This is a genomic window from Amycolatopsis sp. NPDC059027 (genome assembly GCF_042739735.1).
Lineage (GTDB): Bacteria > Actinomycetota > Actinomycetes > Mycobacteriales > Pseudonocardiaceae > Amycolatopsis.
In genome coordinates this window covers 19,679-35,002 of sequence record NZ_JBHYIK010000088.1, presented here as the reverse complement: position 1 = coordinate 35,002, position 15,324 = coordinate 19,679, and the positions used below count along the sequence as shown (strand labels likewise).

General features: G+C 70.5%; 16 protein-coding genes. 6 read left to right on the top strand and 10 right to left on the bottom strand.

The features are described from left to right. Positions 1-263 precede the first annotated feature (263 nt). Together alc and allB are read right to left on the bottom strand one after the other, a co-directional pair. Positions 264-1,283, bottom strand: coding sequence for an allantoicase (alc, locus tag ACFWY9_RS39290; RefSeq protein WP_378341266.1), 1,020 nt, complete (start codon positions 1,281-1,283; stop codon positions 264-266). A 1-nt stretch (position 1,284) separates the two neighbouring features. Further along, the gene (gene allB, locus ACFWY9_RS39285) at positions 1,285-2,610 is read right to left on the bottom strand and encodes an allantoinase AllB (protein WP_378341265.1); all 1,326 of its coding nucleotides are present in this window, start codon (positions 2,608-2,610) and stop codon (positions 1,285-1,287) included. Positions 2,611-2,690: 80 nt separating this feature from the next. Here allB and uraD point away from each other — a divergent pair, with 80 nt between their 5' ends. Genes uraD through ACFWY9_RS39265 form a run of 4 tightly spaced genes read left to right on the top strand, consistent with a single transcriptional unit; the run spans position 2,691 to position 4,992 of the window. Beyond that, positions 2,691-3,182 carry a 2-oxo-4-hydroxy-4-carboxy-5-ureidoimidazoline decarboxylase gene (gene uraD, locus ACFWY9_RS39280; protein WP_378327353.1) on the top strand — a complete coding sequence of 164 codons (492 nt, stop codon included), beginning with the start codon at positions 2,691-2,693 and terminating at the stop codon, positions 3,180-3,182. Further along, the gene (uraH, locus tag ACFWY9_RS39275; protein ID WP_378327354.1) at positions 3,179-3,505 is read left to right on the top strand and encodes a hydroxyisourate hydrolase; all 327 of its coding nucleotides are present in this window, start codon (positions 3,179-3,181) and stop codon (positions 3,503-3,505) included. Before uraD ends, uraH begins: the two co-directional genes overlap by 4 nt. Positions 3,506-3,507: 2 nt before the next feature. Beyond that, a complete protein-coding gene (gene pucL, locus ACFWY9_RS39270; protein ID WP_378327355.1) occupies positions 3,508-4,383 on the top strand; it encodes a factor-independent urate hydroxylase in 876 nt (291 codons plus the stop codon). A 57-nt stretch (positions 4,384-4,440) separates the two neighbouring features. Continuing rightward, positions 4,441-4,992, top strand: a complete 552-nt coding sequence (locus ACFWY9_RS39265; RefSeq protein WP_378327371.1) for a TetR/AcrR family transcriptional regulator — start codon at positions 4,441-4,443, stop codon at positions 4,990-4,992. Positions 4,993-4,996: 4 nt separating this feature from the next. On the opposite strand, the gene ACFWY9_RS39260 is transcribed toward ACFWY9_RS39265, so the two are convergent. The 7 genes from ACFWY9_RS39260 to ACFWY9_RS39230 all read right to left on the bottom strand — a co-directional run bounded on the left by ACFWY9_RS39260 (position 4,997) and on the right by ACFWY9_RS39230 (position 12,292). Beyond that, positions 4,997-6,046, bottom strand: a complete 1,050-nt coding sequence (locus tag ACFWY9_RS39260; protein ID WP_378341264.1) for an NADPH:quinone reductase — start codon at positions 6,044-6,046, stop codon at positions 4,997-4,999. A 76-nt stretch (positions 6,047-6,122) separates the two neighbouring features. Further along, positions 6,123-6,848, bottom strand: coding sequence for an MgtC/SapB family protein (locus ACFWY9_RS39255; protein WP_378327357.1), 726 nt, complete (start codon positions 6,846-6,848; stop codon positions 6,123-6,125). A 104-nt stretch (positions 6,849-6,952) separates the two neighbouring features. Further along, the gene (gene pucD / locus ACFWY9_RS39250; RefSeq protein ID WP_378327358.1) at positions 6,953-9,244 is read right to left on the bottom strand and encodes a xanthine dehydrogenase subunit D; all 2,292 of its coding nucleotides are present in this window, start codon (positions 9,242-9,244) and stop codon (positions 6,953-6,955) included. After that, positions 9,241-10,581 carry an 8-oxoguanine deaminase gene (locus tag ACFWY9_RS39245; RefSeq protein WP_378327359.1) on the bottom strand — a complete coding sequence of 447 codons (1,341 nt, stop codon included), beginning with the start codon at positions 10,579-10,581 and terminating at the stop codon, positions 9,241-9,243. Before ACFWY9_RS39245 ends, pucD begins: the two co-directional genes overlap by 4 nt. Beyond that, positions 10,578-11,045, bottom strand: a complete 468-nt coding sequence (locus tag ACFWY9_RS39240) for a (2Fe-2S)-binding protein (RefSeq protein ID WP_378327360.1) — start codon at positions 11,043-11,045, stop codon at positions 10,578-10,580. Before ACFWY9_RS39240 ends, ACFWY9_RS39245 begins: the two co-directional genes overlap by 4 nt. Further along, complete coding sequence (locus ACFWY9_RS39235; RefSeq protein ID WP_378327361.1) at positions 11,036-11,905, bottom strand: FAD binding domain-containing protein; 870 nt, start codon at positions 11,903-11,905, stop codon at positions 11,036-11,038. Before ACFWY9_RS39235 ends, ACFWY9_RS39240 begins: the two co-directional genes overlap by 10 nt. A gap of 141 nt (positions 11,906-12,046) precedes the next feature. Beyond that, on the bottom strand, positions 12,047-12,292 hold the full coding sequence (locus tag ACFWY9_RS39230; protein ID WP_378327362.1) for a hypothetical protein: 246 nt from the start codon (positions 12,290-12,292) through the stop codon (positions 12,047-12,049). Between the two features lie 348 nt (positions 12,293-12,640). On the opposite strand from ACFWY9_RS39230, the gene ACFWY9_RS39225 reads away from it, so the two are divergent. After that, positions 12,641-12,970 carry a hypothetical protein gene (locus ACFWY9_RS39225; RefSeq protein WP_378327363.1) on the top strand — a complete coding sequence of 110 codons (330 nt, stop codon included), beginning with the start codon at positions 12,641-12,643 and terminating at the stop codon, positions 12,968-12,970. On the opposite strand, the gene ACFWY9_RS39220 is transcribed toward ACFWY9_RS39225, so the two are convergent. Beyond that, the gene (locus ACFWY9_RS39220; protein WP_378327364.1) at positions 12,971-14,224 is read right to left on the bottom strand and encodes an MFS transporter; all 1,254 of its coding nucleotides are present in this window, start codon (positions 14,222-14,224) and stop codon (positions 12,971-12,973) included. It abuts the gene before it with no gap. Positions 14,225-14,331: 107 nt separating this feature from the next. On the opposite strand from ACFWY9_RS39220, the gene ACFWY9_RS39215 reads away from it, so the two are divergent. Then, a complete protein-coding gene (locus tag ACFWY9_RS39215; RefSeq protein ID WP_378327365.1) occupies positions 14,332-15,261 on the top strand; it encodes a LysR family transcriptional regulator in 930 nt (309 codons plus the stop codon). Positions 15,262-15,324: the final 63 nt, after the last annotated feature.

Below are 15,324 nucleotides of genomic sequence, written 5' to 3'. Positions count from 1 at the left end.
ACATTGAGGGACTCTGAGTCCCTCAATGTGGCATTCACGGACACCAAGCGCACGAACGGACCGCTCGCGACACCCCGCCCGCCCGGGCATCGAGATTTCCTTGTCCCGTAAGGGTTTCCGGAGCCATCCACAGCACAGGTCGCATGTGGACAATCTCCGGCCCCACGTCCGATCGCCGGGGTTTTGTCGTACCGGGGCGATAGACTGTTGCAGGGCTGCCCCCCTTGGGGAGGGTGGGGGAGGGGGTTAGGCGCGAGGGGGGGTCAGGAAGTGGTGTCGCGGTAGCGGGTTTCCAGGGTGGCGCGGCCTTGGGGGGTGAGGGCGCCGTGGAGGCGGAGGCGGGCGAGGCCGCCGTCCGGGTAGATGTCGAGGCGGGCTTCGGTGATCTCGGGCGAGCCGGGAACGGCGAAGCGGTGGCGGGTGTCGGGTTGCAGGCGGGTCTTCGGCAGCACCGGTTGCCAGGGGCCGTCGCCGTCGCGGCCGCTCAGTGCGGCCCAGCCGGGGGCGTTGCCCTTGAGGTTGCTCGTGTCCAGGTCGACGAAGCGGACGACGCCGGCGCCCCCGAGGCGCACGGTCACCCAGTCGTTGCCGTCGTCGCGGCGGCGCGCGGTTTCCCAGCCTTCGGCCTGGTGTGCGGCAAAGCCGGGTGAGAACAGGTTGCTCGGCGACGAGTAGAACATGTTGCTGCAGCCGGTGCACTCGGCGCCGTTCTCCAGCGCCGCCAGGTCCAGCGCGCCGGGGTCCAGCAGCGCCGGATCCGGCACCGGCGAGCCGTGCACCCGCAGCCGCGCGACGCCGCCGTCCGGGTGCATGGTCAGCCGGACGTGCGTGTAGCGCCGGGTACCACCCACAGCGAAGAGGTTCTCCGTGTGTCCTTCGGCGGGCGCCCGGTCCACCAGGGTGTCCCAGTCCACTTCGGACAGTTCGGCAGCGGACGGGTACCCAGGGACAGCGCAGGCCTCGACGGAGACGAACGGCGGATAGTTCCCCTTGAAGAACGCCGTGTCGACGACGACGCCGGAGACCACGCCGGCCAGCCCCAGCCGCAGCACGGCCTGGTCGTCGCCCGGCGAGCGGTGCCGCCGGGTCTCCCAGCCGTCGTACACCTGGCCCCGCGGCCCGAAGGTTTCCGGCCGATGCTCCGGTTTCCACGGGTTGACCAGGTTCTCCTTCTCTGCGAACAACTCGTCGGTCGCCCACATCACGGTCCCGCCGAAGCGGCGCGAGGCCAGATCCGGCTGAGCTGTCCATTCCGGACGGTCGTACGGCACGTTCGCCTCCAGGTCAGCAGTTCCCACGTTCCAGCAGCATCCCACGCGGTTCCTCGCCGACCGAGGCCCCGCGCAGCCAGGTACTCCGCACCACGCCGGCCAGCGGACGCCCGTGGTAGGCGCTCACCGGGTTGCGGTGCTCCAGTTTCGCGACGTCCACGACAAAGGCCTCATCCGGTGCGAACACGCAGAAATCGGCGTCGCAGCCCACGGCCAGCCGTCCCTTGCGCCGCATGCCTGCCTGCGCCGCGGGACGCGCGGCCATCCAGCGAACGACGTCCGTGAGCGTGAACCCGCGTTGCCGTGCCTGCGTCCACACCGCGGGCAACCCGAGCTGCAGGCTGGAGATCCCGCCCCACGCCAGCCCGAAATCCCCGCTGTCGAAGCGTTTCAGCTCCGGCGTGCACGGCGAATGATCACTCACCACGCAGTCGATCACGCCGTCCGCGAGCCCCTGCCACAGCCGCTCCCGATTGGCCGCCTCACGGATCGGCGGACAGCATTTGAACTGCGTGGCGCCGTCGCGAATCTCCTCCGCGGTGAAGGTCAGGTAGTGCGGGCACGTCTCCGCACTCACCGCGACACCCGCGGACCGCGCGGAGGCAAGCAGGGCCAAAGCGTCCGAAGAGGACAGATGGAGGATGTGCGCCCGCGCCCCCGCCCGGCGAGCCTCCTCGATGACCTGCGAGATCGCCGTGTTCTCCGCGACGCGCGGGCGCGAGCGCAGGAAGTCCGCGTACTCCGGCCCGTGTGGTTCCGGGGCGCTGTCGATCTCGTGCGCGTCCTCGGCGTGCACGATCGTCAACGCGCCAAGCGAGGCCAGCTCCCCCATCGCCGAAGCCAGCCCGCGCGCGTCCAGCGGCGGGAACTCGTCGACGCCGGAATGCAGGAGAAAACACTTGAACCCGAACACTCCGGCCTCGTGCAGCCCTCGCAGCTCGGCGCGGTTACCGGGGATGGCACCGCCCCAGAACCCGACGTCGACGTGCACCCGTCCCGCCGCGGCCCGGCGCTTCACCTCCAGCGCCGCGACGTCGACCGTGGGCGGAAGACTGTTGAGCGGCATGTCGACAATCGTGGTGACCCCGCCCGCCGCCGCGGCCCGCGTCGCCGTCTCGAAGCCCTCCCATTCGGCGCGGCCGGGATCGTTGACGTGCACATGCGTGTCGACCAGGCCGGGCAGCAGCACGACGTCCGGGCCGAGGCCCAGCACCCGATCGCCGTCCAGCGGCGCGTCGAAGGGTTCGAGCGCGACGATCCGGCCGCCATCGACACCGATGCTCGCGGCGACCTCGCCGTCCTCGGTGATCGCCCGCGCCGCGCGTACCACCAGCTCCATCCGCGAATCCCTTCCCCGCACGGGTTTTCCCGGTCCAGAATGGCACGCCGATCAAGCCCGAGCCTGCTAACGTCGGTTCCGTGCCGACCGACCTCGCCGCGTTCAACACCGCCGACGCCGCCCGGGTCCGGCCGCTGCTGACCGCCTGTTTGGCGGTACCCCGCTGGGTGGACACACTGCTCGCGGGCAGGCCGTACCCCGATCTCGCCGCGTTGTTCGCGGCCGCCGACCAGGTGACACCCCTGATGCCGGGCGAGATCCGCGACGCGATGTCCGCGCATCCCCGCATCGGTGAGAAACCCGCGAAAAACGGCGACGCGGCCGAATGGTCCCGTTCGGAACAGTCCGGTGTGGACGACGCGGCCGCGGAGGCGTTCGCGGGCGCCAACGCCGAATACAAGGCCAGGTTCGGCCACGTCTACCTGGTGTGCGCGAACGGCCGTGACGGCGAGGAGCTGCTGACCGACCTCGTGCACCGGCTCCGCAACGACCCCGAAACCGAACTCCGCAAAGCGGGCGAGGAACTCGCGAAAATCGGCAGGCTACGGCTGGAAAAGGCGGTGACGTCTTGAGTCTCATCACCACGCACGTCCTCGACACGGCGGCGGGCAGCCCGGCCATAGGGATCGCCGTCCGGCTGGAACACCACGACGTCGCGGGCTGGAGCCCCGTCGCCGAGGGCCGCACCGACGACGACGGTCGCGTCCGCGAACTGGGCCCGGACACCCTCGCGCCCGGGACCTATCGGCTGCTCTTCGAGACCGGCGCCTACCTCGGCCAGGACGCGTTCTTCCCCGAGGTGACGATCGCCTTCCGGGTCGCCGACGGTTCGGCGCATCACCACGTGCCACTGCTGCTGAGCCCGTACGCGTACTCGACCTACCGAGGGAGCTGATCGTGGCCGTCTCGCTGGGCCCCAACCAGTACGGCAAGGCCGAGGTCCGGCTGGTCACGGTGCGCCGGGACGGGCCGGTGCACCACCTCAAGGACCTCACCGTGTCGACGGCCCTGCGCGGCGACCTGGCCGCGACGCATCTGACCGGCGACAACTCGGCCGTCCTCGCCACCGACACGCAGAAGAACACCGTCTACGCCTTCGCGAAGCAGCAGCCGGTCGGCGAGATCGAGGACTTCGCGCTGCGGCTGGCCCGGCATTTCGTCGCGACAACCGAGAAGATCACGGGCGCGCGTATCGCCATCGCCGAACACGGCTGGGACCGCATCCCTGTCGGCAACACCGGACATGACCACGCGTTCACCCGCTCCGGCGGGGAAAGCCGCACCACGACGGTCACCGTGGAAGACGGCCGCGCGTGGGTGGTGTCCGGTGTGGACGGTCTCGTCGTGCTGAAATCCACCGGCTCGGAGTTCCACGGCTTCCCCCGCGACCAGTACACGACGCTCGCCGAGACCGACGACCGCATCCTCGCCACCGCCGTCACCGCGCGCTGGCGTTATCAGAACGACGGGATCGACTGGGCGGCGGCGCACGAGGAGATCCGGCGGGTCATGCTGGAGACGTTCGCGACCAAGCACAGCCTGTCACTCCAGCAGACGTTGTACGCGATGGGCGAGGCCGCGCTGCGCGCACGTCCCGAAGTGGCCGAGATCCGGCTTTCCCTGCCGAACAAGCACCACTTCCTGGTCGATCTGGCCCCGTTCGGGCTGACGAACGACAACGAGGTCTTCTACGCCGCGGATCGGCCGTATGGGCTCATCGAGGGCACGGTGCTGCGCGACGACGCCGAAGACCCCGGCCCAGCCTGGAGTTGATAGACCGCTCTAGCGTGGGCGTATCCTGAGCGGGTGGCAGGGACCAAGGACCGCATCATGGCCGCCGGCGCGGAGTTGTTCCGGCGCAACGGGTACACCGGCACCGGCGTGAAGCAGATCGTCGAGGCCGCGAACGCCCCGTTCGGCTCGTTGTACCACTTCTTCCCCGGCGGGAAGGAGCAGCTCGGCGAGGAGGTCATCCGCACCTCCGGGATGATGTACATCCAGGTGCTCGAAATCTTCCTCGAACCGGCGCCGGACCTGGTCAGCGGCATCGAGGCGGCCTTCGCGGGCGCCGCGGCCACGCTGCGCGAGACCGGCTACGCCGACGCCTGCCCCATCGCGACCGTGGCGCTGGAAGTGGCCAGCACCAACGAACAGCTGCGGATCGCGACGGCGGACGTGTTCGAGGCGTGGCTCAAGGCGGGCACCGAGCGGTTCGGGCAGTTCGGGCTGGGCGAGGACGCCGCGCGGACGTTGACGATGACGCTGGTCACCAGCCTCGAAGGCGCGTTCGTGCTGAGCCGCTCGCTGCGCAGCACCGAACCCATCGCGATCGCAGGCTCCGCCGTCGTGGACGTCGCGCGCCGTCTCCTCGCCGAGGCATGAGCCGTCAGGGGACGGTGACGAGGGCCTTCCCGACGACGCCCTGTTCGACGGCGCTGTGCGCGTCCGCGAGCCGACCCAGCGGGAAGCGATGGAGCGGCAATCCGGCCTCTTCCCCGACTCGCAAGGCGCCCGCAGCCATCGCCGCCGTGACATCGGCGACCGCGTGCTCCTTCGCCATCGCCGGGACGGTGTAGACGAAAACCCCCTGCCAGCGCAGGTTCGACGGAAGCGTTTCGAGCACCGGCACGGAAAGCGGTTCCCCGGCGTTGCCCGAGTAGAAGGCGATGACGGCGCCCGGCGCGGTGACCGCGACGTCGAGCGCGGCGTTGGCGGCGGGCGCGACCTCCACGATGATGTCCACACCCTGCGGCGCGACGGCCCGGATCTCCGTGACGGCGTCTCGCGCGCGGTAGTCGATCACGTGATCCGCGCCCGCCGCGCGGGCCAGCGTGGCCTTGGCGGGCCCGCTGACCGTGGTGATCACCCGCGCGCCCGCCCAGCGGGCGAGCTGGATGGCCGCGTTGCCGACCGCGCCCGCACCGCCCGCGACCAGGACGGTGGTGTCGCGCAGGGCGCCCGGTGCGATCCGGCCCGGTCCACCGTCGGCGACCGTCAGCGCGCGATGCGCGGTCAGGGCCGGGATCCCGGCGGAAGCGCCGAGTTCGAACGAAGCGTGGTCAGGCAGGGCGACGGCTTGCCGGTCGGGGACGAGCGTGTACTGCTGCGCCGTGCCCCAGGCCCGCTGCCACGCGGCTTCCCAGATCCACACGCGCTGCCCGATCCGGTCCGCGTCGACGTCCGGGCCGACGGCGTCGATCACCCCGGCGCCGTCCTGATGCGGCACCTGTTCGGTGATCCCGGCGGGCAGCTCACGCTGACGGCTCCGCCAGTCCGTGGGGTTGACGCCGGAGACGTGCACTCGCACCCGGACCTCGCCCGGCCCCGGCTCGGGCACCGGACGTTCGACCAGCTCGAAAACCTCGGGACCACCTGCGGCCGTCCTGACGACGGCCTTCATCGCACCCACCACACTTCCGCCAACCGGCATGATCATCGGCGTATTCCCCAGGCCGTGAAGGCCTCCTTACCGGCGCTCAGGGTTGTGAAGGAGGCCTTCACGGAACGTCGCGCTACTCGCCGTTCTTGGGTTCCGGGGCCTCGCTGCGAACGTCCCAGCGCACGCTGGTGACCGACGGCTCCAGCGAAAGCCTGCTCACCGCCGACTCCATCTGCTTGTCGTCCCGCTGCTCCGCCGACAGCTCGGCCCGCACCTCGACGAGCCCTTCGGTCTCGGTGTTGCTGCTCTGCACCGAGGCGAGCCGGAAGTCGGTCCGGCCGAGCGCCTGGACCAGCAACGCGCGCACGTGAGCCTCGGAATCGTCCCGGGTCACCGCGCGGAAGTCGTAGACGGACGGCGTTTCGTCGCCGGATTCCGGCCTGCGGTCGATCGCCCGGCCCAGCGGGCGCAAGGCCAGGTTGACCGCGACGACCACGACCGTCCCGGCCACGGCTACCGAGTACAGCCCCGCTCCGGCCAGCGAACCGACGGCCGCCGAGCACCACAACGTCGCGGCGGTGTTCAGGCCGCGGATCGAAAGCCCGTCCCGCAGGATGACGCCCGCGCCGAGAAAGCCGATACCGGACACGATCTGCGCGGCGACCCGCGTCGGGTCCGCCGTCCCCGCGAGCCCGCCGAAACCATAGGACGAGAGCAGCACGAACAGCGTCGCACCCGCCGCGACGAGCGCGTTCGTGCGCAGGCCCGCCATCCGTGCGCGGTACTGCCGTTCGACGCCGATGACGACGCCGAGGCCCACCCCGGTCCCCAGCCGCAGCACCATTTCCACAGTGGTCATGCACACGGCCTTCGATCTCGGAGTAGCGCCCCGGGGACAGCGCGCCCAGTAGACCGCACCCCGATCACACAGTCAAATACTTGCACAAGTAATTGACCGTACGTTCACCGTGTGTTCCCCGTTCCGGTGAGATGCTCCGGCCGCACGGGAACGCGGGTGAGCGCGAGACCGGTCGCCGCGCGGATCGCCGCGACGATCGCGGGTGTCGAGGAGATCGTCGGCGGTTCCCCGACCCCGCGCAACCCGTAGGGCGCGTGCGGGTCAGGGCGCTCCAGCACGTCGATCGTCATCGGCGGCATGTCCAGCACGGTCGGGATCAGGTAGTCGGTGAACGACGGGTTGCGGATCCTGCCGCCGTCGATCTGGATCTCCTCCATCACCGCGAGCCCGAGGCCCTGCGCGGAGCCGCCCTGGATCTGGCCGAGCACGGCCTGCGGGTTGAGCGCCTTGCCGACGTCCTGCGCGCAGTCCAGCGCGACGACCTTGACCAGCCCGAGTTCGATGTCGACGTCGACCACCGCGCGGTGCGCGGCGAACGCGTACTGGACGTGCGCGGTGCCCTGCCCGGTCTCGGGATCGACCGCCGCGGTGGGCCGGTGCCGCCACTCCACCGTCTCATCGAACGCCACGTCCGCCAGCACCTCGGGCAGATCGGCAAGGACCCGGCCGTCCGCCGCGACGACCTTCCCTCCGGCGAGCCGCAGCTTTCCCGCCACGCCAAGGACTTCCCGCGCGTGCCCGGTCAGCTTGCCCCGCACGGCCGTGCACGCGGCCCGCACCGCGCCGCCGGTGACGTAGGTCTGCCGGGACGCCGACGTCGAGCCGCCGCTGCCGATCGACGTGTCCATCGGCAGGATCGTCACCCGCTCGACGCCGAGTTCGGTCCGGACGATCTGCTGCATCACCGTGACGAGCCCCTGGCCGACCTCGGCCGCGGCGGTGTGCACGGTCGCGGCCGGTTCCCCGCCGACGAGTTCCAGCCGCACCCGCGCGGTCGAATAGTCGTCGAACCCTTCGGAGAAACAGACGTTCTTGATACCCACCGCGTAACCGACCCCGCGCACGACGCCCTCGCCGTGAGTCGTGTTCGAGACACCACCGGGCAGCCGCCGCAGGTCGAATTCCTCGTTCCCGGCAGGCATCGGCATCGCCCGTACCCGGTCCAGCAGCTCCGCGACCGGCGCGGCCGAGTCGACGATCTGCCCGGTCGGCATGGTCGAGCCCTCGCTCATCGCGTTGCGGACGCGGAGTTCGACCGGGTCGAGGCCGCAGGCTTCGGCCAGTCTGTCCATTTGGGACTCGTAGCCGAACGCCGCCTGCACCGCGCCGAACCCGCGCATCGCGCCACACGGCGGGTTGTTCGTGTAGACACCCCAGCAATCGACCGTCACGTTGTCCACTGTGTACGGTCCGATGCCGAGTGTCGCCGCGTTCGCCACCACCGCGCCGGTCGAGGACGCGTACGCGCCGCCGTCGAGGTAGATGCGCGCCTTGACGTACACCAGACGCCCGTCGCGATCCGCGCCGTGCTCGTAGTACAGCTTCGCCGGATGGCGGTGGACGTGGCCGTAGAAGGATTCCTCGCGGTTGTAGACCATCTTGACCGGCTTGCCGGTGTGCAACGCCAGCAGACAGGCGTGCACCTGCATCGAGAGGTCTTCCCTGCCGCCGAACGCGCCGCCGACCCCGCCGAGCGTGAGCCGCACCTTCTCCACCGGCAGGCCCAGCGCCGCGACGATCTGCTGCTGATCGACGTGCAACCACTGCGTCGCCACGTAAAGGTCGATGCCGCCTTCGGTGTCCGGCACGGCAAGCCCCGACTCCGGGCCCAGGAAGGCCTGGTCCTGCATGCCGACCTCATAGACGCCGGAGACGACGACGTCGGCTTGCGCGTCCTGCTCGCCGCGCCGGACCTTCATGTGCCGCACCACGTTCCCGTCCGCGTGCAGCCGTGCCCCTTCCCCGGCGGCGGCGGATTCGGCGTCGGTCACCGGGGCCAGCACGTCGTAGGTCACGGAGATCCGGGCGATCGCGCGGCGCGCGGTCTCCGGGTGGTCGGCGGCGACGAGCGCGACCGGCTCGCCCTGGTAGCGCACGACGTCGTCGGCGAGCACCGGCTGGTCGGCGTGTTCGAGGCCGTAGCGATTCACGCCAGGAACGTCCTCGTGCGTCAGCACGGCGTAAACCCCAGGCACCGCAAGTGCTTCCGCGATGTCGATGCCGGTGATGCGCGCGTACGGATGCGGGCTGCGCAGCGTCGCGCCCCACAGCATGTCCTCGTGCCACAGGTCGGACGCGTAGGCGAACTCGCCGCGGACCTTGCCGACGCCGTCGGGCCGCTGCGGGCTGGCACCGACCCCGCTCGCGGTCCCGGCCGCCGCCTCCGTGGTGGTCATCGCCGTTCCCGCAGCCGGGCGCTCGCCGCGGCGAGTTCGCGGGCGATCGACGGCTCGTCGGCGTGGTCGAGCAGGCCGTCGCTCACCACCTGGCGCCCGCCGACGAACAGCCGCCGCACCGGTGGCGTCGTGCCCAGTACCAGCGCGGCCACCGGGTCTTCGATGCCCGCGTAGTGCAGCCCGTTCAGGTCCCACACCACGAGATCCGCGAGTTTGCCCTGCTCGATCGAGCCGAGTTCGCGTTCCCGCCCGAGGCAGCGCGCCCCGCCCATCGTGCCCATCCACAACGCCTCGCGCGTGGTCAGCGCACGCGGCCCGCCGCGTTGCCTCGCCTGCAACAGCGCCTGGTGCAGCTCCTCGCCCAGCCCGCCGGACTCGTTGGACGCCGCGCCGTCCGCCCCGAGCCCGACCGCCACTCCCGCGTCGAGAAGCTCGCGCACGGGCGCGATCCCGGCGCCGATGCGGCCGTTCGACGTCGGGCAGTGGCCCGCCCCGGTCCCGGTGGCGCCGAGGCGGCGGATGGCCTCGGGGGCGAGGTGGATGGTGTGCGCGAGCCAGACGTCGCCGCCGAGCCAGCCGAGCTTGTCGGCGTACTCGGCAGGGGTGCAGCCGTTCTCTTCGAGGCACTGCCGTTCCTCGTCGACGGTCTCCGCGAGATGCGTGTGCAGCCGGACCTGCTTGCGGCGAGCCAGCTCCGCAGCTCCGGTCATCAACGGCTCGGTGACGGTGAACGGCGAACACGGGCCCGCGGCGATCCGGACGTGCGCGTTCGGGGACGTGTCGTGGAAGCGGTCGATGGCGTCCTCGGTACCGAGCAACGCGGCCTCGGTCTCCTCGACGAGGTTGTCCGGCGGCAGCCCACCCTGCGATTCACCGCGATCCATCGAGCCACGCACGACGTGCAGCCGCACGCCGATCCGCTCGCGCGCGGAGGCGAGCGCCTCGACCTGGTCGCCCGCGTCGCGGGGGAAGACGTAGTGGTGGTCGGCGACGGTGGTGCAGCCGGTCGTGGCCAGCCGCGCGAGCCCGGCGGTGGCGGCCGTGTGCGTGATCGCGGCGTCGAGGTTCCCCCAGACCGGGTAGAGCGCGGTGAGCCATTCGAACAGCGTGTGGTCGGCGGCCATCCCGCGGGTGGCCCACTGGTAGAGGTGGTGGTGGGTGTTGATCAGGCCGGGCGTGACCAGGCAGCCCGAGGCGTCGACACGCCGGTCGGCCTCGGCGGGACCCGCGCCCGCACCGACGGCGGCGATGCGCTCGTCCTCGATGACGACGTGGCCCTTGTCGTACTCGGGACCGGTGACCGTGGCGATCGCGGCGTTCTCGATGACCGTCCTCATGCGACACTTCCCTTCGCGGCGAGCCGCACCGCGTCGAGGATCTTCTCGTACCCGGTGCAGCGGCACAGGTTCCCGGCCAGCGCCTCGCGGATCTCCTCGTCGCTCGGCTCCGGCACCCGGTTCAGCAGGTCGTGTGCGGCTACCACCAGACCCGGTGTGCAAAACCCGCACTGCACCGCCCCGGCGTCCACAAAGGACTGCTGGACCGGGTGCAGGGTGCCGCCGTCGGCGAGTCCCTCGACCGTGCGCACCTCGCGGCCCTCGGCCTGCCCGGCCGCGACCAGGCACGAACACACCGGCACGTCGTCGAGATACACCGTGCAGGAGCCGCATTCGCCCTGTTCACAAGCGTTCTTCGAGCCGGGGAGGCCGAGCCGCTCGCGCAGCACGTAGAGCAGGCTCTCACCCTCCCACACGTCGTCGGCCTGCCGCCGCTCGCCGTTGACCGTCACGTTCACGCGCACCAGCGTTCACTCCCCCGTAACTCGTCCCAGGCCCAGCCCAGCGTGCGCCGGGCCATGACCGACAATGCGTGCCTGCGATACGCGGCGCTGCCGCGGACGTCGTCGATCGGCGAGGCGGCCTCGGCCACCAGCTCGCCGAAACGGCGTTTCACGGAGTCCGTCAGCGGCGCCCGCGACGTCCAGGCCAGCTCCGCTTCGAGGAACCTTTCGGCCGCCCGCGCCCGGCACGGAGTCGGTGCGGCGGAGCCGATCGCGGCGCCGGCCTCCGCCCGATCGGGCCGCAGGGACAGCGCGAACGAGCAGACCGCGATGACCATCGCGTTGCGTGTCCCGACCTTGGCGAACTGCTGCGGACCCGCCGCCGCGGGCAGGAGGATCGCCGTGATCAGCTCGTCCGGTTCGAGCGCGTTGCGTTTGACCCCGCGATAGAAGTCCTCGGCGGCCAACGTCCGTTTCCCCCGCACGGAGGCGACTTCGACCCGGCCGCCGAGCGCGAGCAGCACGGGATGCGTGTCCCCGGCGGGCGAAGCGGCGCCGAGGTTGCCGCCGACCGTGCCCCGGTTGCGGATCTGCGGCGATCCGACGGTCCGCGACGCCATCGCCAAACCGGGCAGCAATTCACCCAGCTCAGTGATCACGCGGGTGTACGGGACGCCCGCGCCGAGCCGGACCTGGCCGTCCGAAGTGGACCAGTCGGCCAGTTCGGGAACGCGGTTCAGATCCAGCAACGCAGCCGGGCGCCGGTGGTCGAAATTGAGTTCCACCATGACGTCCGTGCCGCCCGCGATGGGCACCGCGTCGGGATGTCCGGCCTTCGCGGCCAGTGCGTCGGCGAGGGAAGCGGGCCGCAGGAAATCCACGCTGGAGCTCCTTCACAGGGTCGATGCTCCAGTAGACGCCAAGTAGCGGCACAGCGCCAACAGTGCCGGAGTACAAAACCTGACCCCGGAGAACGGCCGTCTTCTTTGTGCTTTCCTCCAAAGCCCGGCAGGCCGGGACAGTCACATGAAGATCTTGACCAGCTGGTCCCGCCCGTCCGGATCGCGCACCAGGACCTGGTTGCCCGCCCGCAGTTCGGCGTCGACGAACTCGTAGATCAGCAGCGCCCGGTTGACCAGGTCGACCTTTTTCAGGCCGGTGCGCTCCTGAAGCTTGCCCAGCGCGCCGGCCGCCTCGGCGATCAGCGCGACGTTGACGCGTTCGACGGCGGCGGGACGCCCGGTCTCGGTCTTCTCGGCGGAGGTCATGCCGCTCCTTCCCTGCGACAGCGTGCCGCAGCCTCATCGTGGCAGATCAACCACGGTTTCTCCACATTTTTTGCAGCGAATATGTGCGCGATGGGTTGTGATCTTGTCCAGGCTGACCGTAGAGTTCAGCCGGTCCGTTCCTCCCGAGCGGGCAAAGCCCTGACACAGGACCGTTTCCATGCGACGGCGCCACGGAAGTGCGACCACTCACTTCCCCGTGCGAGGGCAAGACCGGACGACTGCTGCGACGCGGGGGCGCCGCACCGTCCGGTTGCCGGCGAGATCGCCGGGCTCGATGGCTGACATCAGGCCGTTGACCCGGCGAAACAGTGGGAAAGGGTACGACGCATGGGTACCGAAATCGCGGGCGCGGAGGAGTCCACGCCCCAGGGAGTAAGGACGGACCGGGAAGACACACCGACCCGGTTCGCACGCGTCAGGATCGAGACGTCCGAGGTGAAGGCGGAGATGGCGGTGCCGTCGAGCCAGACCCGACGACTGCTCGTCACGATTCTCGACGCGCTGGTCGTGCTCGGGGCCGTCCTCGGTCCCGTGCTCACCCTGGAAGTGGTCCCCGCGACCTTTCCGACGTGGGCGACGGCGGGAACGATCGGAGGCCAGCTCGCCATGCTGGCGTTCGTCGCGTTGTCGGTACACCACCAGGACAAAGCCGGGTGATCAGCACTTGAGGGGGCGTCTCTCCTGGCGCCCCCTCTGCCTTTTCCCGGGTCGAACGCCGGGCACGTTCGGCGTCGACCGGCGTCGCAGCAGGAAAGGCGTGCCCAGCAACAGGATCCCGGCCAGCGCGAGGGCCGCTCGCGGCCCGGTGAGCTGGGCCAGGAGACCCCACGACATGGTGAGCACCGCGATGCTCGTGCTGGTGCTGATCGACCACGCGGTGAGCACCCGGGCGCGCCGGTCGGTTTCGGTGTGGTTCAACCGGTAGGCGGACGAGACGGAGCTGAAGAGGCTCGCGCAGACGATCAGCCCGAACTCGGTGACCATCACGATCCCCAGCCCGGCCACGCCCGGCTGAATGAACGCGAGTCCCAGCGGCCAGCAGGCGCGCAGCGTGCCGAAGACCCGCAGCACCCGTTGTTCACCCCAGCGCGCGACGACGCGGCGGGCGAGCCGTGAGCCGATCAGGCCGCCGATGCACGGAACGGCGAACGCCAGCCCGTACTCCCAGACTCCGAATCCCAGGTGGGAGAGCATCAGCACCGACAACAGCGGCTCACCGGCCATGATGAACCCGTTGACCAGCATGGTGTTCAGGAACAGCCGGCGCAGCGTGTCGTGGGCGAGGATGTACCGCCAGCCCTCGACGATGTCGCTCCACCGACGCGTCGACGTCTTCGGCGGCGCGGGCTGCTCGGGTTGCCTGATCGCGATGATGCCGAGCGCCGAGAGAAGGTAACTCACCGCGTCGATGACCACGGTCGCCACCGGCCCCAGCAGCCCGATGACGGCGCCGCCCACGGGCGGTCCGACGACCGTGGCCGACCAGGTGGTGGACTCGAACCGGCTGGTGGCCACCAGAAGCCTGTCGGCGGGGACGATCGTCTTGAGATACGCGCCGCCGGCGGCGGTGAACGCGATCTTCGCCGCCGCGGTGACGACGGAGATCACCAGAAGCTGCGCGAAGGACAACACGTCCAGCCAGTAGGCGAGCGGCAGGGTCGCCAACGCCGCGAAGCGGACGACGTCCGTCACGATCATGACCGGCCGTTTGGCACGGAACTCCATCCACGGCCCGAGCGGGACCGCCAGCAACGCCCCGATCAGGAGCCCGGACGACGACAACGCCGCGACCTCCGCCGAGCCCGCGTGCAGCACCACGATCGCGACGACCGAGAACGCGCCGAACCCGAGCCCGGTCCCGTACGCGCTGACCGCGTACGCGGCCCACAACCACCCGAACGCCCGGCCCATGTCCACCCCCTGTTTCCGGGGAAAGGGAAGCCGATCGGCGGGCGATGGCACCAACAACGGATCGAGCGGCGTGTCACAACAGAACGTTGTGGCGCTACGTTCTCTCCGTGGATCTCGTCGCGGTTCGTACCTTCCTCGCCGTCGCTGACACGGGCCAGTTCCAAGCCGCCGCCGACGAACTGGAAGTCACCCAGCAAGCGGCGTCGCGGCGAGTCGCCAACCTCGAACGGGAACTCGGCGTCCAACTCTTCGTGCGGACGGCCAGGGGCGCGCGCCTCACCGTCGACGGGCAGGCGCTGCTCCCCCACGCCCGTGAGCTTCTGCGCGCCGCCGAGCGCGCCACCGCGGCCGTGACTCCGGGGCGCCGGGCGTTGCGGGTCGACGTCGTCAGCCGTCGTGTCGCGCCTTCCACCGTGTTGCGCGCTTTCTACCAGGAACATCCGGACATCGAGCTGGATGTCGTCGCCCTGACCAGCTCCGACGCCCCGACGGCGCTGGCCGAGGTCAGCGCGGGCACCATCGACGCCACCTTCCGTTCCCTGCGGGACTTCGGGCTCAGGGCTCCGGCCGGGCTGCGGTCGGCGCGTGTCATCGACGACCGGCACGAAATCCTGGTCGGCCCCCGGCATCCGCTGGCGGGCCTCTCGGCCGTGACCCCTGCCGAACTCGCCGGGCACCCGATCTGGATGCCCGGGATGACCGATGAGCCGATCGGCTACTACGAGGATCTGGCGAAGGCGTTCGGGCTCACGATCGACATGACCGGGCCGGTCTTCGGGATCGAGACGCGTCTCGCCGAGATCGCCACGTCACCCTCGCGCGCCACGTTCATCGGCGAGGGGACGCGCTATCTCTGGCCGGAAAGCTACGACCTGCGCCGCGTCCCGATCGTCGACCCGGTCCTGGTCTACCCGCTCCGGGTCGTCTGGCGAGCGGACAACCCCCACCCCGTCCTGGCGAGCTTCCTCGACTACCTCCACTCCCGGCACCAGGCGACGTCCGCTGCCGACGCCTGGGTCCCCGACTGGGCCCGGTGAAGGTCCGTGAATGCCACATTGAGGGACTCTGAGTCGGTGGGTGGGGGAGTGGGGGGCTTGGGG

Coding starts and splice junctions, on each gene's coding strand:
- ACFWY9_RS39260 (WP_378341264.1), bottom strand. CDS start 6,046: ATGATCATGCCGGTTGGCGGAAGTGTGGTGGGTGCGATGAAGGCCGTC.
- ACFWY9_RS39225 (WP_378327363.1), top strand. CDS start 12,641: ATGGGTACCGAAATCGCGGGCGCGGAGGAGTCCACGCCCCAGGGAGTA.
- ACFWY9_RS39245 (WP_378327359.1), bottom strand. CDS start 10,581: ATGAGGACGGTCATCGAGAACGCCGCGATCGCCACGGTCACCGGTCCC.
- allB (WP_378341265.1), bottom strand. CDS start 2,610: ATGGAGCTGGTGGTACGCGCGGCGCGGGCGATCACCGAGGACGGCGAG.
- pucD (WP_378327358.1), bottom strand. CDS start 9,244: ATGACCACCACGGAGGCGGCGGCCGGGACCGCGAGCGGGGTCGGTGCC.
- ACFWY9_RS39230 (WP_378327362.1), bottom strand. CDS start 12,292: ATGACCTCCGCCGAGAAGACCGAGACCGGGCGTCCCGCCGCCGTCGAA.
- ACFWY9_RS39220 (WP_378327364.1), bottom strand. CDS start 14,224: ATGGGCCGGGCGTTCGGGTGGTTGTGGGCCGCGTACGCGGTCAGCGCG.
- ACFWY9_RS39265 (WP_378327371.1), top strand. CDS start 4,441: ATGGCCGCCGGCGCGGAGTTGTTCCGGCGCAACGGGTACACCGGCACC.
- ACFWY9_RS39255 (WP_378327357.1), bottom strand. CDS start 6,848: ATGACCACTGTGGAAATGGTGCTGCGGCTGGGGACCGGGGTGGGCCTC.